Here is a 23,870-nt window from a genome sequence, read left to right on the forward strand (position 1 = left end):
CCCTCAATCGAGGGGCCTTGACTCGTCTTTGAGGCTTCAGTCGTTGCTCGGAGGCAGCGAGAGGCAGCAAAGGACTTCACCACTCTGTGGGCGCGCTCAGCGGTTGAGTGGGTGTAGCGGTTCAACGTCGCGGACGTCTGCTCGTGACCCATCACCTTTGCTACGTCATTGATCGGCACGCCGTCTGAGACCAGCTAAGGCGCGTAGGAGTGCCGCAGGTCTTGAAATAAGCCCGTGGGATGGGCCCCGGCCACCTGACGGCGGCCGGGGCCCCGGTTCAGCAGACGTACATGGTTTTCTGGCCCACGAACGCCGCTTCGTCGGTCAGCGGTACGGTCAGATACTCCGTGCCGCTGGTCAGCAACTGGTTCTGATAGCCGGGGCTACCGATGATGTTTTCGTAGGTGCCGGTCTGCATCCGGCAGTCCTGGTGGCTGTACATCGCACCGACCATGCTGCCTTCCGCCCGGTTCTCGGTCGCGGGGATCATCAGCAGCCGGGTGCTCAGCGGAGAGTTCTCCCCGCCGGTGAAGAAGTCCCAGGCGCCACCCTCCTCGGAGGTGTAGAACGGATATTCGTCGCACTGGTCTTCGGGCCGCGTCGTCGGGCAGGAGGTCTGGCCGTACGGTGCGTTCATGAACCAGCTACGGGACTTGAGCACCTTGGGCTTTTCCGTCGAGCCGTTGACGTAGCGCAGCTGCACCCAGGGCGGGTTGGCGTCGATCGCGGCGTCGTCGTTGCGGGCGGCTCCGCGGGCGTCGAAGGCGGTGGGGAACAGGATCGGTTTGGACAGGCAGGGGTTGCCGACGATCCCGCCGCGCCGGGTCAGGTCGAGGCAGCGTTCGGCGGCCAGCTTTGCCTGTTGGTCGGTGACGATCCACCTGCCCTTGTCGTCGGTCGGCGCGCGCTTCGCGGAATAGTCGAGGATGCGTTGCTTGATCGCCGCCACGTCGTCCGCCCGGGGGCGCCGGGCGTCCGCGAAGGCCGCGGTGAGCAGGTCGGCGAAGCCCTGCTGGCCGCGGGCTGTCGGGTGGAAGGTGCCGGTGCCCGGCGTCTTCTCCCCGCTGCCGTCGGTGGACGTCGAGGTGACCGCGTTCAGCCACCGGTAGCCGTCGTTGCCACCGCACGCCCACTTCTTCTGTCCGCTGTTGCCGACGCTGATCGCCGCCGTGGTGTGAACGTAGCGGATGTCCACGCCCTCGGCGCGCAGGTCGTCGACGACCCGCGCGATGGCGATGGACATCCGACCGGCCATCGCGTTGAGGAACAGCCGGGCCTGCGAGCTGATGTTGTAGCAGGCGTTGTTGCCTTCCTCGTTGGCGAACATCTGTGGGTAGCCGACGACGAAGATCTGGGCGTTCGGGGCGGCGGTGTGGATCGCCCGGTAGGTGGCCTTCAGCTTTGCGGGCAGCCAGTCCCGAATGATCTTCGTTTGGTAGTCGCGCAGCGGTTCGGGGTCGACGACGCCGTTCGACCGGGTCAGCCGGTAGTTCGGCCCCGAGCAGTCGGTGAGTGCGGCGATGCACCCGGTGAGTACGTCGGAGAACCGGGCGTCGTTGCCGCCGATCGAGATCGACACGTGCGTGGTCTCCGGGTCCAGCCAGCCCTGCTCCACCTGGGTCAGCTCGCCCCAGCGGTCGACCGCCTGTCCCCAGTCGGTGTGTCCCGCCGTGTCGGAGGCGGCCGGCGGAACGTTTACCGCGTCGCGGGTGACGGCCGTGGTCGTCGCGCCCGAGCAGGCGAGGAAGCCGAAGCTGCCCCAGCTGTACCGCGTCGACATCTGTTCGATGGTGTAGTGGTCGTTCGGGAAGTCCCGGACGGAGTCGCGGCCGGGATCATGCACGAGGCGGGGGTACGCGCCGGCCGTCGACCGGTGGCAGGCGTCGACGCTGGAGCCCTTCGTGCCGTTTGTTCGCTTGAGGTCGCTGTTGCGGTCGTACGGCGCCACGCCCTCGCCTGACGAGTAGGAGTCGCCCAGCGCGACGTATCGGGGCATGCCGCCGACCTCTTCGGGCACGCCGGGCGGCGACGGGCTGGGCCAGCTGAACGCCACCGCGTCGAAGATGATGCTGTCGTCTCCGGTGCCGTCCTTGGCCACGGTGGTCAGCGAGACCGAGGGCTGGCCCCGGAAGTTGAAGGTGCCCAGGTCGACCCACTTGTTCTGCTGCCAGGTCTGGTTGATCACCCGGTACCGGGTTTCGCCGTTGCCCAGATCGATCGTGTACTTCGCCTGTTGCGTCCAGGCGCCGAACTCGGGCACGAACACCTGGACCCGCCGCCAGCCGGTGCCGGTCTCGTTGAGCCGCCAGGTGCCAGTGACCTTGAGGTTTCCGCCCTGGGCCGCCTGCGTCCGGGTGCTGGCCCGCCAGTAGTGGCCGCCGTAACCGCCGCCGACCTGGTGGAAATCGATCTTGGACGGGTAGGTGCCGTTGGCCACCCCCGTGAAGGAGAGCTGGAACGTACCCTGGTTCTGCAGCTGTCTGGGGCATGACCGCGGCGAGGGCGAGCCGAGCGGAACGTTGTCGACCACCTTGGCACCGGGGGCGAGGTCACCGCCGCTGTCCTGGCAGTGCGGCGGGTAGCTGATGCCGTCGCTCTCGCAGGCCGTCTGGCCGGCTGTCGTGCACCACGGGTAGCCCGGGTCGAACCGGATCTGCTCGTGGCCGCAGGTGTCGCAGACGACTCCCGGCGGCGCCTTCCACCCGACGGCGGAGTGGGCCCAGCACCTCAGGTCGTACAGGCCGGCGGCGTTCCTGTGCAGACACGAGCCGGGCTTCTCGCTGCTGACGTCCGGATCGTCGGGCTGCACGGAGGCGTACGGATCGCATTGGTTGGTGTTGTCGCAGAAGGTCTTCAGCGGGGGCTTGACCCTGGGCTTGTCCTCGCTCAGGTTCCACCAGGCGTAGTTGAAGCCGGGGCGCTCGACGCCCGGCGACTCGGTCGCGGAGATCGGATTGCCGGCCCAGCCGAGCACCTTCTCCGGGTACGGCCAGTTCTGCGGCGTGCGAGCGTCGTCGTACGAGGTCATGAACGGGTGCCGGAGCGGGTCGTACCTGGGGTTGATCGGGTTGTTGAGCCACCCGACGCCCCACGGGTCGGTGTCGTTCTTCTTCGGGTAGAAGCCCGAGTTGTACGCCCACACCGCGTAGAACCAGTTCTCGAGCGCGGACGGATCGGCGTTGTGCACCCGCAACCCCGCCGCGTAGGTCTGGTTCCACTTCTCCTGCAAGATCTTCAACCCGTACGCGATGTTCGCGGTGAAGTCGAGCGCGACCGCCCGCTGGGTCTGGAACGGCAGCGAGACCTCGACCTTGTTGCCGTTGGCGTCGGTCTTCTCGTGGCCCGCCAGGCGCATGCCGTCGGTCGCCTGGGTGAGCCCGTAGCCGCAGTCGGCCTTCGTCCAGTCGATGTCCCAGTCGTCCAGCGAGGTGGCGTTGTAGATGTCGCGCCCGTAGTAGTTGCCCATCAGTGGGTTCGCCGGCACGCCGGGCAGCGCGAACTTCGACGCCTGCCACATGTTGGATTCCTGGGTGATGATGCCCAGCATGATCTGCGCCGGCACCCGGCCGCCGTTCGCCAGTGGTGGCGCCGGGAACAGTGTCTGCGGCTCGTACGCCGGCATGCCGTAGCCTTTCCAGTTCGCCGGGCGCGAGGCCGCGTCATTGAGCCGGCCGAAGACCGCCTGGTCGACCGCCCACTCGACGTTGCGCGGCTTCGGCTGCACGGCCTGGTTCGCCGGGTCGTTGCGCGGCACCGAGCAGTAGCGGTCCGCCTCGACCGGTTCGGCCGAGGCGTCGGCCGCGATCCGGGAGCGGGGCGTGGTGGCCGTGGCCGTGGCGCCGAGCTTCGGATGGGTGGCTCGGCCGGCGACCGCCTCGGGTCCGACCACCTCGGGGCTCACCTCGAAGGTGAGCGACTTGCCGGTCTTTGTCACCGTCGCCGTGACGGCGACGTCGCGGGCCACGCTCGGGTCGCCGCCCTGGGTTCGCGGGTCGCCCGCGCCGGCCGCCTTGACCTGGGTGAGCGCCAGTTCACCGCGGGTGGACAGCTCACTGTCGCGGGGAACGGCGATCCGGCGCACGGTGGCGGGCAGCGCGGACATGTGCGCCGGCCGGCCGGTGATGAAGGACCGGCCGCCGGCACCGCGGGCCAGGCCGACATCGGCCGCGCGGCCGCGTGCGAGCTCCCGCACGGACCGGCCGACCGCCCGCTTCACCCGGGTCTGCCGGCCGTCGGAGTCCATGAAGACGACGCCGCCGGCTGCGTCGGGCGTCAGCCGGAACGGCACCCCGGTCGCCGCGGCGGACCGGGTCACCTTGCCGGTCCTCGCCACCGAGACCAGCCCGCCGGCGGCCGCCGCGACGATGCCGTCCTTGACGGGTACGGGGGAGCTCAGCTCGGTGTTCAGCAGGATCGGCTTGGACAGCGTGCGTGCCGCCGCGTCCACGGTGAACAGCCGGCTCCGTGGCGCGGTGGACGTCGGGTCCTCGCGGTTCTCGCCACCGAGCTGGGAGAGCACCGCCTGCTCGCCCGCGCCGCAACCGGGGTTGAAGTAGGCGAGCGACGACTGCACCGGCAGCTTGGTCACCTGGCGCGTCTTCAGGTCGACGAGCGCGGTGAACCCGCCACGGTCGAACAGCTCCGCCTTGTTGGTGAAGGTGCGGGGTGCGTACACCACGACCAGCCGGCGACCCGAGCCGGTCACGCAGGCGTTGCCGATCCACAGGTCGACGTCGAAGCCCGGCTCGGCGAGGCTGGCCGCGGTCTCCCAGGTGTAGCCGGTGGCCGCCGTGGCGGTGAGAATGTGGAAGCCGTTGGCGTCGCCGGAGGTTGTCCAGATCCGGTCCGCGGAGCCGCGCCACCCCTTCGGCAGGACCCTGTCCCGGTCGCCGGGTGCGACGCGATCGGCGGGCCCGACCGGGCCGGCCGGGGCCGCCGCTGCCGCCGGCGCGGATGGCGGGGTCTCCGCCGGTTCGGCCCGGGCCACTGCGGACAGTGCCGGGCCGGAAAGCAGCGCAACAGCGGCCACGGCGGCAATCACCGCCTTGCCAGGCGTCGATAACGTTCCTATCTTCACGGGTCTCCGTCCATGACGAGCGTGGTGAAAACAATGGAGGGACCATGTTCTGGCCGTACGCCGACGGCGGACCACACCTTTAACCCGAGCGCGAAAGGTATGCCCGGCGGGTCTCGGATGTGTCAGACGGCAAGGCTGATCGCATTCTCGAGTAACTGCGGGTCACGGAGGTGGTCGTGATCGGCGGTTGGCTTGTCGGGTGGCGCGGGCGATGTCCGACCTGGGAGGTCACGACCGCTGTCGCGGCGTACCGGGCAGCGCTCACCATCAGTGATCGCAGCGGGTGGGAGAACGGCGTGGGGTGTCGTGACGGCCGGCGAGGTCCTCGGGGCTTTTCGTGGCGTAGATATTTTATGGTCACGATGGGATCTCACCCGCTACTTCGGCCTCCACATGGTCCGGCTGCCTTTCCGCTCGCTTAAGCCTTGGCTAAAACCTCTTGCCGCTGCCGTGTGCCAGTACCGAGGATCTGCACGTGCCGACCGGTGAAGGCATTTTTCTTCCGCCGACCTGAAGGTTGCATCCGCGCGAGTGGCATTCCACCTCGCACTACGAAACGGAGTCAGTTCATGCGCGACACGACCCGCCGCTGGATCGGCCTTGTGGCCGCTGCCATCACCGCGACCACCGGGCTGGTGGCGATCACCACCGCACCGGCCCAGGCCGTCACGTTCTACGAGGGGCACTCGCCCGAGGATTACTTCACCGGCAACAACGGGATCAGGTACCGGTGCACCGACGACGCGAGGACGGTCCGGGAGGCGTACCTGCCGGGCGGCGGGCCGTTGATCGCCGAGTTGCGCTACAGCCCGCGCTGCCGCACGGCGTGGGCCCGCGGCAAAGCGAACTACGACGTCCGGGTCGACGGCTTCTACTCGAACGGGCAGTACCGCACATACGCCGCCGCGGGCCGCAATCCCGGTGCGCCCTCCACCGACGTGCACTGGACCGTGATGCTCGACGACGCTGGCCTGCTGGCCCGCGCCTGTACCGCCTGGGGCTACAACAACGAGTACGAGGAGTACTGCACCAGCCGGTACTGAGATCCACCGGACAACGGCGGCGGCCCGCACACCGACTACCGGGTGCGGGCCGCGTCGGGGATACCTGTTTCGCAGTCGGGTGGTGCCGGCACCGCCGGCGACGGACGTCCAGGCCCGGTGACCGGCGGGGCGGAGCCTACGTCGCAGGACGCGCGGCGACGTCGATCGGAGCGCGTCGAGGCGGAGCGTCGCCGAGCATCGCCGCGCCGAGTGGGGTGATCGTGTGCAGCACCGCCTTGCCGATGCGGGTGGTCCTGATCAGCCGGGCGTCGCGCAGCACGGCGGTGTGCTGGCTGATCGACGCCGCGCTCACTCCGACGCGTCCGGCCAGCTCCGAGGTGGTACGGCCATCGCCGATGGCCTCCAGCACGTCCGCCCGGGTCGGCCCGACGAGGGCGGCGAGGGCGCCCGGCCCGGAGGGCCGCGCCGCGTCCAGGTGCCGGGTCAGGTCGTGTTCGACCGGATATACCAGCACCGGCGTGAGGTCCGGGTCCCGCAGCGTGTCGGGCGTCTTCCAGGACAGGTAGGACGGCACGAGCAGCAGCCCGCGGCCGTTGAGGTGGATCGACTGGGTGGACGGCACATCGACCACGAGCGCCGGAGGCTCCCAGCGCATCATCGGCCGGAAGCTCTTCAGCAACCCCTCACCGCCGTGCTCCAGCAGCACCCGTGCCCGCCGTGCCCGGTCGGCGTCCACGTGCGCCCGTGCCTCCGCCCAGAACGGGGCGACAGCGACCGCGAACTGTGACCGCATCGCGCCGGCCAGGCGGCCCAGCACGTCGCCGTCGCCGTCGGCGAGGCGCCGCATCCAGGACGGCAGTGGCCCGCCGAGGCGGGCGAGCTGCTCCATTTCGGCGCGGAGCCGGGCCGTCGGAGTGCGTAGCAGGGCCTCGATCGCGTCCGGCAGACCGAGCCCACCCTCGGCCGGCGTCAGGAAATCCGGATAGTAGGCACCGTTCACCAAGGGCCGGAGCATTTCCAGATCGGCGGGCCGCATGGCTGGCACGGCCCGCCGGCGCCAGCGCCCGAAGACCGCCGCCGGCCCCGGGCGGCCGAGGCGGAAAACGCTGAAGACCGTCTCCCACATCGGATCGGGTGCTGCGGCCACGCGAACCCGCCCGAGATCCTCCGCCGTGAAGTAGATGCGCAACGAGGCTCCCGAAGACGCATGTGAATGGCGTGAGCTCGCGGCAGTCTAGCCTTGGAATATCGGAGCGCGCCACTCTCTTACGCGGGTGCGAATCGAGCTTCATCACCTTCGAGGTGATTGTGTCGATACCGTGCCCCGAAACGTCAGCTCGGGCGCGTCTCCGCTTCGCCGACGTTGCCGTACGGCGGTCGCTGCGACCGCCGTCAGCCGACGAACGCGGAGCGACGCGGGTCGGCCAGCACGGCCGCGATCTCCTGTCGCAGGTCGCCCAGCATCCCGCTGAGCACCCCACCCGGGCACTCCGTCGGCCCCCAGTCTTGATGGCCCGCGATCGTGGGTACGCCGCGGCGGAGGCCGCTTATCGGATTGACGTAGGTCACGCTGGCCAGCGGATCGACGTGGCACCAACCGGTCAGGGCGGCGAGCAACAGAGTGAGACTGCGCCGCGCAGCCGCCGTCGGTTCGCGTGTCACGAAGGTTCCGAGCAGGACGACACCCACGTTCCCCGCGTTGTAGCCGCCCACGTGCGAGCCGTTCACCATCCAACCGGCCGGGTCGAAACCGGGCAGCACGTCCCCGCCGGAGCGCCGGCCCTCGTAGACCCGGCCTGCCTCGTCGATCAGGAAGTGGTAGCCGAAGTCGCCGTAGCCGAGGTCGATCGCCTGGTAGCGGTAGATGGCGCGCATCCGCGCGGCCGGATCAGGATCGTCGTTGCCGGTGGCGGTGTGGTGAACGGTGAACGTCTGCACCGGCCAGAACGTGGGTGGGTACTTTTCCACGCCGGCGGCGTCGAACCGCAGGGACTCGTCGGCGCCCCAGGCGGCACGGCTCAGGAAGGGCAGCCCCGCCAGCCGGGAGCGTTCCGACACCTCGGCGGACGCGGGCCGCAGGGCCGGGCCGTCGGTGCCGTTGAGGACGACCGCCCGGCTGCCGGTCGGCAGGTCGAGGTCGACTGCCGGAGCGTTGGGTACGGTGACGAAGGCCAGTTGCTCGGTCGCGGGCGCGGCGTCGCCCGCGCCGGCCGGGCAGCCGCCGGGCGCCGGGGCCCACCGGCTCCACGCCCCCGACCGGTCGGCGGAGCGCCACCGTGCCGGGGCCGAGCCGGCCGGCGACCGCAGGGCAACGACCTGGGCGTCGAATCCAGGCCGAACGGTCCCGCTCCGCAACGGCCTGGTAGCCAACGTCCGTGGAGCCGGGGCACGGCCGGACGTCGGGGTGCCAGCCCGTGCCGGTCGTGGCGTGGCCAGGACGGTTGCCGCCCCCACACCGGCACCGAGCGCGCCGAGGAGGGTTCGCCGGTCGAGGCCACCGACTGCCGGCGTCTCGACGTCAGGACGATCGGTATGCACGATTCCTTCCCTTCGCCCGCAGTGCACATGCGTACGACAGGCATCGTGAATTCCGTCTATGCGCCGCGGCAATTCCTTTCAGCACAGCCTTCAAGGATCGGGACGTGCCGCCCGAACCGGTGCCTGAGGTCAACCCGTAACGATCTCGACGGCCAAGCGTGGGAATGCCAGGCCGAGTGCGCGTTGGTCGGCAACGACCAAACGCCGGTTACGTCTGGGGTGCCGGCAGCGGCAAGACCGAGAGCGACGCGGTCAAGAGCGCCAAGGAGGACGCGTCAAGCCAAGCGCCGCGAGGCTGTCGCGCCCAGCGCTGTCGGGCGGTGGACTGAACGAAGAGTCGGACCGCCAATTCTTCGACGGCAACTTCACGCCACGCGTCATTCACCAGCGCAACCCACCGGACTGGATGAGCCGCTGGAACCGGTGCGGATGCGGGCCCTGATCGGCCTCTCCGTCTAGACTGGCCCGCCTCCACGCCCAACATTTGGAGATGTCACGTATGACCAGTCCTGAGGCAGATGGCGTCCGGGCTCAACTATGGCGGATCACCATCCCTGTAATCGCCTCCGTCAGTGAGGTCGATGCCCTCACTGACCGTATGGTCGAGACGCTCTGTCCGGACACCGCCCACGAAGGCCCCTGCCCAACACCGTGGGCGCTACACGTCACCGACGGCAGTTCGCTGAGCAAGGCCGAGCAGCGCCGCCTCCGCGAAGAGATCGCAGACACCAACTGCTGAGCACCTGAAGGCCAGGCTGGGCCAGACGGGCGAGGTGAAGCACTACGCAGAAAGCCACCCTCGTGAGAGGGTGGCTTTTGCTGATTCCATTGTCAGTTGTCGGTGGGAGTCAGCGGATCGTCAGCGAGCGCTCCCGGAAGCGTTGACCCCGGCCGTCCGACCGGTGGGTGTAGAGATGAGGCAACCCCTGCTGCCGCTTCCGGATGACCTCGGCCGTAGATCCGCCATGGTCCCGTTCCGGCAGCGCGGCCTGGCCGAGTACGCGGTGACGGAGTTCGGTCCCTCTCGCGCCGCCGCAGGCCTCGAACACCTCGTTCCCTGGCCCGGACCGCTCGGAGGGCACCCGCGCGACGCGGACACCCTCCGAGGGCTGGCAGTGCCGGCTCGCCCTCAGCCCGTGGGGCCGGACACCGCCCCACCGAGGGTCACCTTGAGGATCTTCTCGTTGCTGTTGTTCGGAACGCTGTCCTTGTCTCCGCCGGTGCTCGTGGTCAGCCACAGGTTGCCGTCGAGGGTCGGTTCGACGGTACGCAGCCGGAAGTACGTCCCGACGAAGTACTGCTGGACGTTGGTGAGCGTGTTGCCGCTGATCTCCGCGCGGTACATCCGGTTACCACGCAGGCAGGCGAGGTAGAGCACGTCCCGGACGATCGCGATGCCGCTGCACGAGGCCTCGGCCACCGGGTACGTCCGGATCGGGGCCCTGAAGTTCGGGCTGGCGCAGTCGCCGGAGGTGCCCTCGCAGGCAGGCCAGCCGTAGTTGCCGCCCTTGACGATGATGTTGGTCTCGTCCATGACGTTGTTGCCGAACTCCTGCTCGAAGAGCCGGCCCTGGGAGTCGAAGGCGAGTCCCTGCGGGTTGCGGTGGCCGTAGCTCCACACGTGGTTGCCGAAGGGGTTGTCCGCCGGGACGGTGCCGTCGGGGTTGAGCCGCAGCACCTTGCCGCCCAGGTTGCTGGTGTCCTGGGCCACGTCCGGGTCCTGTCCGTCGCCGGTGGCGGCGTAGAGCTTGCCGTCGGGGCCGAAGCGCAGCCGGCCGCCGTTGTGGTACTTGTTGCGCGGGATCCCGGTGACGAGCACCTGCCGGGTGTCGGTCTGCAGCGTGCCGTCGTAGCGGATGCGCACGATCCGGTTGTCGGTCGTGGTGGTGTGGTAGATGTACAGCCAGCGGTCGGTGGTGAAGGTGGCCGAGACGGCCAGCCCGAGCACGCCGCCCTCGCCGCTGGTGCCGGCCACGTTCGGCACGGTGCCGATGCTGTGCTTGTTGGTACCGTCCGGGTTCATGGCGACGATGTCGAACAGGTCGCGCCGGCCGTAGAGGACCGTGCCGTCGGGCAGTTGCACCAGGCCCCAGGGCAGGTCCTTCTCGGTGGTGATGACCGTGGAGCCGCAGACCGGGCTCGTGCAGCCCGAGCCCGTGTGCGCGGTGACCGCGGCGCTCGCCCCCGAGACGTTGCCCTGGGCGTCCCGGGCGGTCACCGTGTACCGGTAGTCGGTGCCGGGCGTCAGCCCGGTGTCGGTGAACGTGGTCGCCGGCGGGTTGCTGGCGGTGCCGGTGGTGGAGCCGACCGCCGTACCGTTGCGCAGGATGGTGTAGCCGGTGACCGCGACGTTGTCGGTGGAGGCCGACCAGGTGAGGGTCACGTCCGTGCCGTTGACCGTCGCGGCCAGGTTGGTCGGCGGGCTGGGCGGAGACGTGTCCTGCTGGCAGAACGGCGGGGTGACCGAGAGCGTGGAGCTGGCCTGCGAGACGTTGCCGGCGGCGTCGCGGGCGTTGACGTACCAGCCCCAGGTGACACCCTGCACGACGCTGAGCGTGGCGGTCAGCGTCCGTCCCGGGACCGAGGTGACGAGCTGGCCGTCGTGGTAGATGTCGTAGAAGGCGACGCCGACGTTGTCCCGCGAGGCGTACCAGGAGAGCGTGACGGACTGGCAGGTCAGCCGGCTGCTGCGCAGGCCGGTCGGCCGGGTGGGCGGGCTGGTGTCGGCGGCGAGCCGGGCCGCCGGCCGGCTCCCGGTAGCGGGTGCCGCCGCCGCGGCGTTGGCGGGTACACCGGTCAGGATGGTGCCGGCGCAGATCAGCAGGGCGAGCGGGACGCGGTGGCGGGGCTGGTGAGGAGTAATCCGCACGGTGCTTTTCCTTCCCGGGGTTCTTGGTCAGTACGGGTAGCCGGGGACGTTGAGCCGCACGCTGTACAGGCCGGAGTCGTTCGTCCGGCCGGAGGTGATGTAGAGGGTCTGCCGGTCGGGTCCGCCGAACGCCACGTTGGTGGTGCCGGTGCCGCCGGAGCGGATCGTGCCGAGCTGCGCGCCGGCGGGGGAGTAGACGTGGATCAGCCCGTCCGAGCCGGAGGCCCAGTAGACGTTGCCGGCGCAGTCGACGGTCACCCCGTCGGGACCGCCGAGGTAGTTCACGAAGACGCTGCGGGTGCCGCTGCTGCCGTCGGGCTGGACGACGTACTTGTAGATCTTGTTCTCGGCGTAGGCGCCCACGTAGAGCGTGCTGCCGTCCGGGGAGAGCGCGATGCCGTTGGGTTGCCGCAGCCGGTCGTCCACCAGCGACACCTGGCCGCCGGAGACACGGAAGACGCTGGTACGTCCGCTCATCTGGTCGGGCCGGTTGCCGCGCTGGAAGGTGGGGTCGGTGAAGTAGGCGACGCCGTCGGAACGGACCGTGACGTCGTTTGGTGAGTTGAACGCCCGGCCCTGGTAGCCGGCGGCGACAGTGCTGCGGGCCTTGTCGCTCAGCCGGTACGCGGAGACGTTCCGCTGATCGTGGGTGGCGGCGATGATCTGCTGGGCGTCGGGGCTGAGCGCCAGGCCGTTACTGCCGGCGTCGGCGATGAAGGTGTCGAAGGTCGCCGGCGGGGTGAACCGGCGGATCGTGGAGGGCTGCACGTTGTTCGGCCCGGTGCCCGCGGCCATGTCGGACATCAGCAGGTAGCCGCCGTCGGCGATCCAGACCGGTCCTTCGAGGAACGAGAACCCGCTCTGGATCTTCGTCGCGGACACGGAGGTGGCCGGCAGGGGCGGGCCGTATCCGGTGCCGCCCGGGCAGACCCCCGGGGGCGCGCCGGGTGGGCCGTAGAGCGGGACGCCACTCGTGTGAGCGTTAACATAAGCGGCGTCCCGAGGTGCCGGGGGTGCGGCACCGACGGGACCGGGTGCGGTGGCGAGTGCGAGGCACAGGCCGGTGAGCGTGGCGATGGTTGGACGCCAGGTCATCGGGTACTCCAATCGAAATCGGCGAATGCGAAGCCGGTGGTTGCCGGTGAGCCGACCCCGGTCGCCGGCACCTGCTATTGATGAATATCGATGCGTATGTGACGCAGCTTAGGCGAGGAAGCAGCGCCCCGCATCAGTTCCCCACGACCACCTTCGGAGCGTGCGCGGAGGCTCCGTCCGTCCTCTGTACCGCGTCGGCCCACCACCTCCCGGCTGCTGACGACCCACGCGGAGTGCCGGTAACTACCGACAGCAACCGTTCAGGGCGAAGACAGCCGGGACGACCAGCGATGGACGGTGGGTTGCGGACACCCGACACCCTGAACCGATGGGATCCCGAGGACGTAACAGCCGCCAGAAAGGCGCGCGGAAGCGACGCCCGCCGACCCCGCGCCACGCGCACATTCAACCCGCACGACGGGCCACGACGGTCCCCGCGGAGCCGGCGAATCAGGTCCCGGCGGCTGGGCCGGCCCCCACGATGTCACCGGTGCGGACGCAGCAGTGGGATCCTCTGCCGTCGATCGGCAGGTTCCTCGCCCGGTTCGCCGCCGGCAAGCTGGTGGGTTTTCTCGCCGGGCTGTTCCTGCTGCCGATTCTGGTCGCCGCGGCACGTGCGACAAACGGGTGGCCACACCTCGTACTCGGGCTTTGCGTGTTCTCCGTCTTCATGGGACTTTCTCAGTCAGCGGGTGCTCTGCTCGCGTCGCGCGGAAGATCGGCGGTGGCTCCGCTTGCGTTGACAGCTAAGTTCTGGCTGGTCCTACCGTTCCTCGCACTATGGCCCCTGCTGAGTGCGGCCGGCATCTCGGACGACGACAAGCAGCCGATGCTGACCGGCGTGGCGGCCGGCTTGGCCGTGGTCGTCGTGGCGTGGACAGGCTGGTTCCTGGTCGCGCACCGGATGCACGCCCTCACGTACCACCCGGGCCGGCTCAAGGGATGGCAGTGGTACCTGCGCTTGACTATGCAGGCGGGCGGATTGCTGGGCGGTCTCGCGGCGATCGGCATCGCCAACAGATAGCGACGGAACAGCTGGGGAACCTGCCGAAGGGCATCGCCGGACGCCCGGCGTCACCTCCGGCTCAGGCCGAGCGCCTCGTCCACCCGGTCCAGCACCGTCACGTCGTCGTGGCCGACGCCGCGCAGCAGGTCGATCGCGGTCGCCCGGATCTGCCCGACGATCATGGTGACCGGCAGCGGCGGATCGGTCCGCAGCAGGCCGGCGGCGATCCGGACCGCCTCCAGGGCCGCCGCGTCGGCCCGCTGCGCGTGCCGGTCGGCGTCGGCGCCGGTGAGGTCGTGGGCCATGGCCTCACCAGCCGACCGTACGGCAGAGGTCAGCGCGCCGATCGCGGCGGCCAGCTCCGGCGGGGTGGCGGTGTGCCGGCGGGTAAGGGTCACGCCGGCGCGGGCCAGCACGCGGATGTTGCGGGCGGCGTAGTCGAGCTGCCGCAGTGTGGCCTCCACCTCGACGAGCTTGCCCAGGTGCCGGCGGCGCAGTCCCAGTCGCAGCGTCTCACCGGTGGCGAGCACCGCGGCCTGCATCTCGGCGACGCAGTCGTCCACCTGGCGCGCCCGCTCCAGGGCGGCGCGGGCGGCGTCCTCGTCGCAGCCCCGCAGCGCCGCGTTTACCTGGTCGAGCAGGTCGGCCAGGTCGGTGTAGCTGCGGCGGGCCTGGGCAACAAGTGGTGCCAGCGGGTCGCGGGCGGCCATCAGCTGGCTGGCGGCGAGCGCCACGGCGCCGCCGATGAGCGCGTCGACGAAGCGAAACGGCATGAGCGTCCCGTTCGGCGCGGACACCACGACCAGGTACATGGCCGAGACGGTGGCCTGCACGACCAGGGCGCGGCGGGCTCCGATCACCACGAGCGTCGTGGTGGTCAGCAGCAGCACCAGCAGGACCGTGTCGGTGCCCGGGCCCAGCGCGTACACCAGTAGTTCCGCGACGAGCACGGCGGCGGCGACGGCGAGCAGGATCTCGACGGTCTGCCGTAGTCTCCGCCCGCGGGACTCGCCGAGCACGACCAGCGCGGCGGTCGGTGCGAAGAACGGGTCCGGGTGGCGGATCACCACCGCCGCCACGATCCAGGCGACCACAGCGGCGGCGGTCAGCTCGACCACTGTCATCCCGTCGCTGCGCAGCCGCGCGGCGGCGCCGCGTACCCAGGTCCGCACCGGTGGTGCCCCTCTCGCCGGGCGGACCGGGACCGGCCGCCGTTCGATCTTCCGCGAGGAGGGCCACTACCCCGGCTGTGACCTGCTCAATCGCTCGGTTGGCAGGCAGCGTGACGAGGATTCCTCGAGAGGAGTGGTGAGGCACCTCGGCGACGGCTTCCCATTTCTGATGCCCGTGACCGACGCCCGTGACGACCCGCACGTGCCCGGGTCAGCGGCGGATGAGGCCGAGTTGGGTGGCGGTGGCGACGGCGGCGGTGCGCGACTCGACGCCGAGCTTGGCGTAGATGCGGGCCAGGTGAGACTTGACGGTGCCTTCGGTCAGGTGGAGGCGGGTGCCGATGCTGTGGTTGGACAGACCGTCGGCGACCAGGGCGATGACCTCGGTCTCGCGTCGGGTCAGGGCGGTGCCCGGCGTACGCAGGCGGCTCATCAGCCGGTTCGCGACGGTGGGCGCCAGCGTGGTGCGTCCGGCGGCGGCAGTACGGACGGCGGCGGCCAGGTCCTCGGGTGGCGCGTCCTTGAGGAGGTAGCCGGTGGCGCCTGCCTCGATGGCGGGCAGGGTGTCGGCGTCGGAGTCGTAGGTGGTGACGATCAGCACGCGCGGCGCTTCCGGGCGGGCGGTGATCCGGGCGGTGGCTTCGGCACCGCCCATGCCCTTCCCGAACTGGAGGTCCATCAGTACGACGTCGATGTCGCCCGCGGCGGCGCGGGTGACGGCCTCCTCGGCGGTGGCGGCTTCGGCCACGACGACGAGGTCGCGTTCGGTTTCCAGCACGGCGCGCAGGCCGGCCCGTACGACGGGGTGGTCGTCGGCCAGGAGGAGGCGGATGGCGGCGTCGTCGGTCACGGGCGGCCCCCGGGCTCGGTCCCGGTGGGCGGGGTGAGGGGAAGCTCGGCGGTCAGGGCGGTGCCGTGGCCGGGCGCGGATTCGACGGTGAGGGTGCCGCCGAGGGCGTTCACGCGGGCGCGCATGGCCGTCAGGCCGAAGCCGCCGCTGTCGACGTCGGGGACGGGCAGCTGTTCGGGGTCGAAGCCGCGCCCGTTGTCGACGACGTGAAGGGCGATGCGGTCGCCGAGACAGCTGAGGGTGACGTCGGCCGTGCTGGCCTGGGCGTGGCGGACCGTGTTCGCGAGGGTGGACTGGGCGATACGCAGGAACGCCACCTCGTGGGCGGTCGGCAGCGGCACGGGGTCGCCGACGAGGTGGAAGCGGGCGCTGAGGCGGTGGCGGGCGCTGGTGGTGGTGCACAGGCGTTCCAGGGCCCCGGCCAGGGTGGTGCCTTCCAGAGTGGGCGGGGTGAGCGCGGCGACGAAGCGGCGGGCCTCGGCGAGGTTGTCCACGGCGACCTGACGGGCCGCGTCGACGTGGCCGGAGGCGGCACCGGGACGGCCGGGCAGGGCGCGCTCGGCGGCGCGCAGCAGCAACTGGATGCTGGACAGGCCCTGGGCGAGGGTGTCGTGGATCTCGCGGGCCAGACGCTCCCGCTCGGCGAGTACGCCGGCGGTGTGCTCGGCCCGGGCCAGATCGGCCCGGGTGGCGGTGAGTTCCTCGATGAGCTGCCTGCGCTGCTCGCTCTCCCGATACAGGGCCTGGTATCCCCAGACCACCCCGACGGCGACGGCGGCGCCGAGCGCGGGACCGATCACCGTGGCCGGGGTGAAGGAGCCGGTGTGGGCGCCGAACCCGGCGATGGCCGCCACGGCAGTGGCGATCACGGCTGCCAGGCCGGCGCGGCGCGGCAGCAGGTGGAGCTGGAGGAAGTACAGCGGGAACGCCACCCATATCGCGTCGGGGGACAGGCCCAGCAACACCAGCCACACGGCGCCGACGGCGGCCAGCCACCAGGCGGCGGCCCGCCGCGAGCGCCGGATGCGGGGAAGGAGCGGCCCGATGGCGTACGCCAGACCGCAGGCCACCGCCACGGCGACGATCGATCCGGCGTGGGGTCGGTCGTCGGCCACCGCCCGGCCCGCGGCCAGGACGAGCAGGCCGATGATCAGCAGGTGCAGGCACCAAGCCAGGGCTCGGGTGGTCGGGGTCAGGGCAGGGGCAGCGGTGCTCACAGTGCGTCCCACGTTACCGACGCCGGCGCCCCGGGGGCCTCTATCGAAAGTTGGAACCCGGGCGCCGTCTTTCGGCCTCTGAAGTGCTGGCCTACGCCAGACGCGGACGCGGGCGCCGGCCGCGATGGTGGAGTCGTACCGCTTCACCGCCGAGAGGACGGGCCACTGCCGTGTTTGTCGCCTGGAGAGATCTGAAGTTCGCCAAGGGACGCTTTGCCCTGATGGGGTCCGTCATCGTGCTGATCACCCTGCTGGTCGGGCTGCTGTCCGGGTTGACGGCCGGACTGGGCCAGCAGAACATCTCCGCCATCACCGGCCTGCCCGCCGACAGGATCGCCTTCCAGGCGCCCGGCGAGGGCCAGGACGTGTCGTACTCCAACTCGACAGTCACCCAGAAGCAGTGGCAGCAATGGGCCGAGGCCCCCGGAGTCACCGGCGCCGAACCTCTGGGCATCACCACGACCAGGGCCACCGCCGGAAACAGGAGCGTCGGGGTCTCCGCCTTCGGCGTCCAGCCCGGCTCCCGCCTGGCCCCCGACAGCGGCCGGATCGACGACCGCTCGGCAGTGCTGTCCACCAAGGCCGCCGACGACCTCGGTGTGCGGGCCGGCGACTCCGTCACCCTGGCCGGGCAGCAACTCACCGTGGCGGCCGTACGGGGCGACGCCTCCTTCAGCCACACCCCTGTGGTGTGGATCAGCCTGGGCGTGTGGCAGAGGAGCGCGCCTCCCACCGGCACCGGTGACGGCAGCCCGACGGCCACCGTCGTCGCCCTGACCACCACCTCGGGGGCCGATCTGGAGGCCACCGACCGGCAGGCGGGCACCAGGACGGTCTCCGTCGCCGACTCGCTGTCCGCGATCGGCTCCTACACCTCCGAGAACGGCTCCCTGCAGCTGATGCGCGGCTTCCTGTTCGCCATCTCCGCCCTCGTCATCGGGGCCTTCTTCACCGTCTGGACCATCCAGCGCAGCGGCGACGTCGCAGTGCTCAAGGCCCTCGGCGCCCCCACCGCCAACCTTCTCAAGGACGCCCTCGGGCAGGCCGTCGTCCTGCTCGCGGGCGGCACCCTGCTCGGCACCGGCCTCGCCGCCGTACTCGGTGCCCTCGTCGCCGGGGCGACGGTGCCGTTCCTCCTCACCCCGGTAACCGTCGTCCTTCCCGCGGCCGTGACAGTCGTCCTCGGCGCCCTCGGCGCCGCTCTGGCGATCCGCCGCATCACCTCCGTCGACCCGCTGACCGCCCTGGGGAGCGCCCGATGAGCCTGAACCTGACCGACATCACCCTCACCTACCCCGACGGCGAGGGACGGCTGACCGCCCTCGACCGCGTCACCCTGGACGTACCCAAGGGCAGCCTGACTGCCGTGATCGGCCCCTCCGGCTCCGGCAAGTCCAGCCTCCTCGCGGTCGCCGCAACCCTCATCACCCCCGACTCCGGCACCGTCACCGTCGACGACACCCCCACCGCCGGAATGACCCGGGGCGAACTCGCCGACCTGCGCCGCCACAAGATCGGCATCGTCTTCCAGCAGCCCAACCTGCTGCCCTCCCTCACCGCCGCCGAGCAACTCCAGGTGATGGCCCAGATCGACGGCCGCCCACCGGCCAGAGCCCGTACCCGCGCCGTGGAACTCCTCGACGCGGTCGGCCTCGCCGGCCAGGCTGACCGCCGGCCGCACCAGCTCTCCGGCGGTCAGCGCCAGCGCGTCAACATCGCCCGCGCCCTGATGAACGACCCCACCGTCCTGCTCGTCGACGAACCCACCAGCGCTCTCGACCACGAACGCGGCGCCGCCGTCATCGAGCTGATCACCCGCCTCACCCACCAGCAGACCACCGCCACCGTCCTGGTCACCCACGACCGCACCCACCTCACCGCCGTCGACCAGGTCGCCGAGGTCCACGACGGTCGCCTGCACCTGCCGGCACCGGCCCGTTGAGGCTCGGAAATCATGGTCCGTCGATCCCGCGACGACGAGCTGCGTGGAAAGTCCCAGTCATACCGGGCCGGGCGACCGAGGGTTTCCGGCTGGGGATGGTCAAAAAGGTAACGGGCGGGAAGCTGGCCCGACGCCATCGATGGGACCCATCGGCGACTGCACAATCGACGCGTCTCCGAGAAACCGGGGAATATCAAGGCCTCTACAATATCCCGGGCGTTTTACAGTGCGATACGGGCGGCGAGGAGTCGTCATGCATCGATCATCACGACCCCTGCCGCCCGCGTCGAGCACAAGCCAGCGTGTACCGGGCCATCCGTCGCACAAATCTGGCGGACGCGCCCAGGACTGACTAGGCGGGAATCTCGGTCCGGCCCTTGTAACTAGCGGTGGTGCCCGACGGGCAGTAGCCGAACGAGCCGCGCCGGTCTCCAGCCCATCGAGTGACGCCGTTGTACGTCTTGCCGTTTGAGCAAATCACGAAGAAGCGGTAGCTGTCCGGGCCGTTGCCGTCGACCCAACCCCCATAGCTGGTTGGGGTGTTCAGCGTCACATGGACGTCGCCGAACCATTCCACCTTGGCGGAGCCAGCCGAGGCCGGAGCGGCCATGACGGTTACTGCGGTAGCGGCGCTCGCGGCCAAAGGGCTGCGTTGACTGCCAGCTTACGAATCACTTTGCCTCCTGGAAGTTGCTGCTCTGGTTAGGCTCGGCGTCCGCCTGCGGTAACTGCCCAGAGCCCGGACGGGCACCACACGGAGGCGCCCCGACGATCCCCGAACCAAGGCTTGGAGGCGCTTACATAGGTCTTGCCGTTTTCACACTTGATCCAGATTTCGTAGCGCTGAGGACCAGTGCCGTCGCACCATCCCCAGGCGTTGCCGGTGACTCCGGGTTCGGTAATCTGGACCTGACACGGCTTGCCGTTCCAGTCTGCCGAGGCAGGCGAGCCGACAAGCGCGGACCCGCCGATTGCGGCGAGAACGGCAGTCGCCATTCCTAGAGTTCGCATCCACTTCATCCCCCGTGCACTCCTTTACGCATCGCGTGGCAACTGAGGCCACTCGTTTATCGGTCATCCGCCCTTAAGAAAGCGTCTGACGCTGTGAGCGTATAGGCGACTCTCTCCGTCGTGGGGGCCGTTTTGGCCGCCGCCATTGATGCGGCGCTATGCGGTTCGCTACGCAGCGTTGCCTTGGTGTCTGGTTAGACTTGTTGCTCCGTATATGTTGCGAAGGCGGATGTGAAGCATCCTCACTCAGCGCGAAAGGTAACGGTCAGGTAACGCTGCGGGTGGCCGGGTATCTGACAACCGCACGAGCACTCCCGGCCGGGTTCAGCTCGGGGTAGCCACCCGCCGCGATGAGCTGGTTCTTGATCACCCGATCCGAGCCGAGCGCGAGGAAGCCGACGATCAGCAGGGCGTACCAGCGGTCACGGCGCACCTCGACGGTCATGCCTGCGATCCTCTGCACCCGGTAGCGGCGCCGCTGGCCCGGTGCGCACGCCCAGGTGGCGGCCGTCGGCAGGGGAAGGGGCGTCCAGCCGGCAGGAGCGGGCCGCCGCCGCGCGGCTACCTCGTCCCGGCATCACGGATGCTGCCAGGCGAGCGCCCGGGTCGGTGGTAGCGCCTGCTGTACCGGGATCGGGCAGTCCGCTGGATGGTTGTCGTTCCTCCAGGTCAATAGCGTTTCTGGTGCGCGCAGCTGCCGCCGATGACACGGAGAGAGGCCACCAGAATGGGACAGACCATCGAACCGGCGGTACGCGTCGAACAACTCACCCGCGTGTACGGCACCGGCCGCAACCAGGTGACCGCGCTCGCGGGCGTCGATGTCGGCTTCGGCCGGGGGACCTTCACCGCCGTGATGGGGCCCTCGGGCTCCGGCAAGAGCACGCTGTTGCAGGTCGCGGCCGGGCTCGACCGCCCCACGAACGGCCGGGTGGTCCTCGGTGGCACCGACCTGTCCGGGCTGTCCGAGACGCGCCTGACCGAGCTGCGGCGTACCCGGATCGGGTTCGTCTTCCAGGCGTTCAACCTGATCGGCGCGCTCACCGTCGAGGAGAACATCGTGCTGCCCCTGCGTCTGGCCGGTGTGCGCCCGGACCGGGCGTGGCTGGCCCACGTCGTGGAGCGGGTCGGCCTCGCCGACCGGCTGCACCACCGGCCGGCGGCGTTGTCCGGCGGTCAGCAGCAGCGGGTGGCGATCGCCCGAGCACTGGCCACCCGCCCCGAGGTGATCTTCTCGGACGAGCCCACCGGCGCACTCGACTCGCGGACCGCCGCCGAGGTGCTGACGCTGTTGCGCGCGGTAGTGGACGAACACGGGCAGACGGTGGTGATGGTGACCCACGATCCGATCGCCGCGTCGTACGCGGATCGGGTGCTCGTGCTGGCCGACGGCGCGATCGTCGCCGACCTTCCGCAGCTCGGCGCCGTCCGGATCGCCGAGCAGCTCGCGTCGCTGGACGGGCGGGTCCTCCGATGACCGCCCTCGCCGCCCGCCTGCTGCGGCACCGCGCCGGACCCGCCGCCGCGACCCTGGTGGCCCTGATCGTCGGCGTGCTGATCCTGGTGGCGATGGGCACGCTCGTCGAATCGGGGCTGCGGTTCCGCCCGGAGCCGCGGCTCTGGGCGGGCGCCGACGCGGTGGTCGCCAACCGCACGATCAGCCACACGTCCCGGGAGTTCGACGGCGACACCACCACGAGCACCGTGACGCTGCCCGAGGGTGGCACTGTGGACGCCGGCCTGGTGGACCGGATCCGCCGGGTGCCGGGCGTCACCGCCGTCGTCGGCGACCACGCGGTGCCGATCGGCTCGCCCGCCGCCGTGGGCCACAGCTGGCAGACGTACGCCTTCACCGGTCGTCCCGTCGCCGTCGGCGCCGCGCCACGGCTCGACGACGAGGTGGTCGTCGACGCCCGGCTCGGCGTGGCGACCGGCGACCGCGTCGACCTGGTCGTCGGCGGGGTCAGCCGGTCGTACCGGGTGAGCGGCACCGCCGAGACCGGTTCGGCGGCGGTGTTCTTCACCGACGCGCAGGCCGCCCGCCTCTCCGCCCACCCGGGCCGGGTGGACGCGATCGGCGTACGCATGGCGCCCGGCGCCGACCTCGGCGCGGTGCGTGAGGTCGCGTCGGCGGCCGGCGCCACGACGTACGCCGGGAAGGACCGCGGAAAGGCCGAGCAGTCGGAGTACCTGGCCGCCCAGAGCTTGCTGGTCAGTGCCGGGGCGGCCTTCGGCGGGTACGTCGTCCTGCTGATCGTGTTCGTGGTGGCCGGCACCATCGGGCTGTCCGTCCGGCACCGTCGCCGTGACCTGGCGTTGCTGCGCGCGGTCGCCGCCACACCGGGGCAGGTGCGGCGCATGCTGGTCGCCGAGGCCATGCTGCTCGCCCTGGCCGGCTCCGCGGTCGGCGGCCCGGCCGGCCTGCTGGCGGCCCGCTGGGTGCACGGCGAACTCATCGGTCGGGGGTTCGTGCCCGCTGCCTTCCCGATGGCGAGCGGCCTGTTCGCGGTGCCCGCCGCCATCGGTACGGCGATCCTCGTGGCGGTCCTCGCCGCGCTGATCGTCGCCCGCCGGGTCACCGCCATCAAGCCGGTCGAGGCGCTCGGCGAGACCGCTGTCGAACCTCGGCACAGCGGCCCGGTACGGCCGATCGCCGGCGTGCTGACGCTGATGGCGGCCGGCAGCTCCGGGGCGTTCGCGCTCGGCGCCGGCGGGTCGGCCGGGGCACTGGCCGGCGCGGTCGGCATGCTCTACCTGTTCGTCATCGCGGTGGCGCTGCTCGCGCCGAACATCAACGCGTACGCGGCACGCCTGCTCACCCCGGTGCTGCCGCGCATCTGGCGGGCCGGCGGCTATCTGGCCGCCGCCAATCTGCGGGCCAACGCGCAGGGCATGGCGACCGTGCTGACCGCCCTGGTGCTGTCCGTGGGATTCGGCGGCTCGGTCTGGTTCCTGCAGAACAACCTGGAACGGCAGACCACCACGCAGAGCAGCGCCGGAACCCTCGCCGAGCGGGTGCTCACCGCCCCGGGCGGGCTGCCCGCCGACGCGGCGCGGGACATCCGCGAGCTGGCCGGGGTGCAGGCGGCCACCGGGGTACGCCGCACCCAGGTCGTGGTGCGGGCGCTCGGCGGCATCGAGCCGGTCGGCGCGCAGTCCGTCGACCCGGCGGGCGTCACGTCGACGATGGACCTCGCCGTGCGCGACGGCGACCTGGCCGACCTGCGCGTGGGCACCGTCGCCCTGTCGGCCACGCAGGCGTCCTCGTCCCGCTTGGACGTCGGCGACAAGGCGGAGTTCTGGCTGGGCGACGGCACCCCTGTCACGTTGGAGATCGTCGCGATCTACGAGCGTGGCCTCGGCTTCGGCGACGTCACCCTGGCCGCCGAGACGGTCGCCGGGCACACGGCGGGGAACACCGTCGACGAGGTCCTGGTCCGAGGCGGGGCGGACGCCGGCACCGCGCTGGCCACGTGGGCGGCCGGGCGGCCCGGCATCGAGGTTCTCGACGCCGCCACCCGTACGCGTCTGCTCAGCACCGATCTCGCGCTCAGCGCCTGGCTGAACCGGCTGCTGATCGGCGTGATGGTCGGCTACGCGGCGCTTGCCGCGTCGACCACGATGGTGCTGGCGGCGCTGGCCCGCCGCCGCGAGCTGGCGTTGCTGCGACTGGTCGGGGTCACCCGCCGTCAGATTCGCGGCATGGTCCAGGCCGAACAGGCCGGGCTGCTCGGCACCGCGGTCCTGATCGGCGCGACGATCGCGCTGCTGACGCTGGCCGCGATCGTCAACGGACTGACCGGCAGCCCGATTCCGTACGTGCCGCCGCTCGGGTGGGCGGCGGTGCTCGGCGGTACGACGATGCTGGCCCTGGTGAGCACGGTGTGGCCCGTCCGGCGGCTGCTCAGCGCTCGTCCGATCGACGACATCGGCCTGAAGGAGTAGGTGTGGGGCCCTCGCCCGTCACGCCCACCGGCACATCAGGAGCAACCCGGGCGCCACGCAGACGAGGAACGGCACGCGACTCGGGGCGGACGTCGCGGGCTCGTGTGGTGGGTGCCGCATCCCGTACCGCCCGGGACCGGTGCC

Annotated in this window: 17 protein-coding genes; 7 read left to right on the forward strand and 10 right to left on the reverse strand. The window is 70.7% G+C overall.

From position 1 onward, the window contains the following. Nucleotides 1–277: 277 nt before the first annotated feature. On the reverse strand, nucleotides 278–5,029 hold the full coding sequence (locus tag AB0C17_RS22080) for a hypothetical protein (RefSeq protein ID WP_357480215.1): 4,752 nt from the start codon (nucleotides 5,027–5,029) through the stop codon (nucleotides 278–280). Nucleotides 5,030–5,646: 617 nt separating this feature from the next. Between AB0C17_RS22080 and AB0C17_RS22085 the strand changes: the two genes are divergently transcribed. Further along, nucleotides 5,647–6,120, forward strand: coding sequence for a DUF2690 domain-containing protein (locus tag AB0C17_RS22085; RefSeq protein WP_357480218.1), 474 nt, complete (start codon nucleotides 5,647–5,649; stop codon nucleotides 6,118–6,120). 136 nt (nucleotides 6,121–6,256) lie between these two features. Here AB0C17_RS22085 and AB0C17_RS22090 read toward each other — a convergent pair whose 3' ends face one another. Next, entirely contained in the window at nucleotides 6,257–7,096 is an 840-nt protein-coding gene (locus tag AB0C17_RS22090) for a winged helix-turn-helix domain-containing protein (protein ID WP_357480221.1), read from the reverse strand. A gap of 377 nt (nucleotides 7,097–7,473) precedes the next feature. After that, the gene (locus tag AB0C17_RS22095; RefSeq protein WP_357385691.1) at nucleotides 7,474–8,436 is read right to left on the reverse strand and encodes an N-acetylmuramoyl-L-alanine amidase; all 963 of its coding nucleotides are present in this window, start codon (nucleotides 8,434–8,436) and stop codon (nucleotides 7,474–7,476) included. A 682-nt stretch (nucleotides 8,437–9,118) separates the two neighbouring features. On the opposite strand from AB0C17_RS22095, the gene AB0C17_RS22100 reads away from it, so the two are divergent. Further along, nucleotides 9,119–9,358, forward strand: coding sequence for a hypothetical protein (locus tag AB0C17_RS22100; RefSeq protein ID WP_357480224.1), 240 nt, complete (start codon nucleotides 9,119–9,121; stop codon nucleotides 9,356–9,358). A gap of 390 nt (nucleotides 9,359–9,748) precedes the next feature. Here the strand turns inward: AB0C17_RS22100 and AB0C17_RS22105 are convergent, their stop codons facing one another. Next, nucleotides 9,749–11,488, reverse strand: coding sequence for a PQQ-dependent sugar dehydrogenase (locus tag AB0C17_RS22105; protein WP_357480228.1), 1,740 nt, complete (start codon nucleotides 11,486–11,488; stop codon nucleotides 9,749–9,751). Between the two features lie 27 nt (nucleotides 11,489–11,515). After that, nucleotides 11,516–12,583 carry an SMP-30/gluconolactonase/LRE family protein gene (locus tag AB0C17_RS22110; protein WP_357480231.1) on the reverse strand — a complete coding sequence of 356 codons (1,068 nt, stop codon included), beginning with the start codon at nucleotides 12,581–12,583 and terminating at the stop codon, nucleotides 11,516–11,518. Nucleotides 12,584–13,073: 490 nt separating this feature from the next. Between AB0C17_RS22110 and AB0C17_RS22115 the strand changes: the two genes are divergently transcribed. Beyond that, nucleotides 13,074–13,607: a hypothetical protein gene (locus AB0C17_RS22115; RefSeq protein ID WP_357480234.1), complete on the forward strand. Its 534-nt coding sequence runs from the start codon at nucleotides 13,074–13,076 to the stop codon at nucleotides 13,605–13,607. Nucleotides 13,608–13,657: 50 nt separating this feature from the next. On the opposite strand, the gene AB0C17_RS22120 is transcribed toward AB0C17_RS22115, so the two are convergent. The 3 genes from AB0C17_RS22120 to AB0C17_RS22130 form a co-directional block, all read right to left on the reverse strand. Next, the gene (locus tag AB0C17_RS22120; RefSeq protein WP_357480237.1) at nucleotides 13,658–14,761 is read right to left on the reverse strand and encodes an FUSC family protein; all 1,104 of its coding nucleotides are present in this window, start codon (nucleotides 14,759–14,761) and stop codon (nucleotides 13,658–13,660) included. Between the two features lie 211 nt (nucleotides 14,762–14,972). Next, nucleotides 14,973–15,611, reverse strand: a complete 639-nt coding sequence (locus AB0C17_RS22125; RefSeq protein WP_357480240.1) for a response regulator transcription factor — start codon at nucleotides 15,609–15,611, stop codon at nucleotides 14,973–14,975. Beyond that, nucleotides 15,608–16,828: a sensor histidine kinase gene (locus AB0C17_RS22130; RefSeq protein ID WP_357480243.1), complete on the reverse strand. Its 1,221-nt coding sequence runs from the start codon at nucleotides 16,826–16,828 to the stop codon at nucleotides 15,608–15,610. The genes AB0C17_RS22125 and AB0C17_RS22130 overlap by 4 nt, the downstream gene beginning before the upstream one ends. 221 nt (nucleotides 16,829–17,049) lie before the next feature. Here AB0C17_RS22130 and AB0C17_RS22135 point away from each other — a divergent pair, with 221 nt between their 5' ends. Both AB0C17_RS22135 and AB0C17_RS22140 read left to right on the forward strand, forming a co-directional pair. Next, entirely contained in the window at nucleotides 17,050–18,090 is a 1,041-nt protein-coding gene (locus tag AB0C17_RS22135; RefSeq protein ID WP_357480245.1) for an ABC transporter permease, read from the forward strand. Further along, the gene (locus AB0C17_RS22140) at nucleotides 18,087–18,770 is read left to right on the forward strand and encodes an ABC transporter ATP-binding protein (protein ID WP_357480247.1); all 684 of its coding nucleotides are present in this window, start codon (nucleotides 18,087–18,089) and stop codon (nucleotides 18,768–18,770) included. Before AB0C17_RS22135 ends, AB0C17_RS22140 begins: the two co-directional genes overlap by 4 nt. A gap of 352 nt (nucleotides 18,771–19,122) precedes the next feature. On the opposite strand, the gene AB0C17_RS22145 is transcribed toward AB0C17_RS22140, so the two are convergent. Both AB0C17_RS22145 and AB0C17_RS22150 read right to left on the reverse strand, forming a co-directional pair. Continuing rightward, the gene (locus tag AB0C17_RS22145; protein WP_357480250.1) at nucleotides 19,123–19,380 is read right to left on the reverse strand and encodes a hypothetical protein; all 258 of its coding nucleotides are present in this window, start codon (nucleotides 19,378–19,380) and stop codon (nucleotides 19,123–19,125) included. A gap of 666 nt (nucleotides 19,381–20,046) precedes the next feature. Then, nucleotides 20,047–20,226, reverse strand: a complete 180-nt coding sequence (locus AB0C17_RS22150; protein WP_357480325.1) for a hypothetical protein — start codon at nucleotides 20,224–20,226, stop codon at nucleotides 20,047–20,049. A 282-nt stretch (nucleotides 20,227–20,508) separates the two neighbouring features. Here AB0C17_RS22150 and AB0C17_RS22155 point away from each other — a divergent pair, with 282 nt between their 5' ends. Continuing rightward, a complete protein-coding gene (locus AB0C17_RS22155; RefSeq protein WP_357480253.1) occupies nucleotides 20,509–21,258 on the forward strand; it encodes an ABC transporter ATP-binding protein in 750 nt (249 codons plus the stop codon). Further along, nucleotides 21,255–23,726: an FtsX-like permease family protein gene (locus AB0C17_RS22160; protein ID WP_357480256.1), complete on the forward strand. Its 2,472-nt coding sequence runs from the start codon at nucleotides 21,255–21,257 to the stop codon at nucleotides 23,724–23,726. The genes AB0C17_RS22155 and AB0C17_RS22160 overlap by 4 nt, the downstream gene beginning before the upstream one ends. Nucleotides 23,727–23,870 lie beyond the last annotated feature (144 nt).

The sequence above is a fragment of the Micromonospora sp. NPDC048887 genome, from assembly GCF_040649715.1.
Taxonomy (GTDB): domain Bacteria; phylum Actinomycetota; class Actinomycetes; order Mycobacteriales; family Micromonosporaceae; genus Micromonospora.

Bases quoted from the DNA above. Each gene is read 5' to 3' on its own strand.
- AB0C17_RS22155 (WP_357480253.1), top strand. From the start codon at position 20,509: ATGGGACAGACCATCGAACCGGCGGTACGCGTCGAACAACTCACCCGC.
- AB0C17_RS22135 (WP_357480245.1), top strand. From the start codon at position 17,050: ATGGGGTCCGTCATCGTGCTGATCACCCTGCTGGTCGGGCTGCTGTCC.
- AB0C17_RS22160 (WP_357480256.1), top strand. From the start codon at position 21,255: ATGACCGCCCTCGCCGCCCGCCTGCTGCGGCACCGCGCCGGACCCGCC.
- AB0C17_RS22110 (WP_357480231.1), bottom strand. From the start codon at position 12,583: ATGACCTGGCGTCCAACCATCGCCACGCTCACCGGCCTGTGCCTCGCA.
- AB0C17_RS22140 (WP_357480247.1), top strand. From the start codon at position 18,087: ATGAGCCTGAACCTGACCGACATCACCCTCACCTACCCCGACGGCGAG.
- AB0C17_RS22085 (WP_357480218.1), top strand. From the start codon at position 5,647: ATGCGCGACACGACCCGCCGCTGGATCGGCCTTGTGGCCGCTGCCATC.
- AB0C17_RS22090 (WP_357480221.1), bottom strand. From the start codon at position 7,096: ATGCTCCGGCCCTTGGTGAACGGTGCCTACTATCCGGATTTCCTGACG.
- AB0C17_RS22100 (WP_357480224.1), top strand. From the start codon at position 9,119: ATGACCAGTCCTGAGGCAGATGGCGTCCGGGCTCAACTATGGCGGATC.
- AB0C17_RS22150 (WP_357480325.1), bottom strand. From the start codon at position 20,226: ATGACCGTCGAGGTGCGCCGTGACCGCTGGTACGCCCTGCTGATCGTC.
- AB0C17_RS22145 (WP_357480250.1), bottom strand. From the start codon at position 19,380: ATGGCCGCTCCGGCCTCGGCTGGCTCCGCCAAGGTGGAATGGTTCGGC.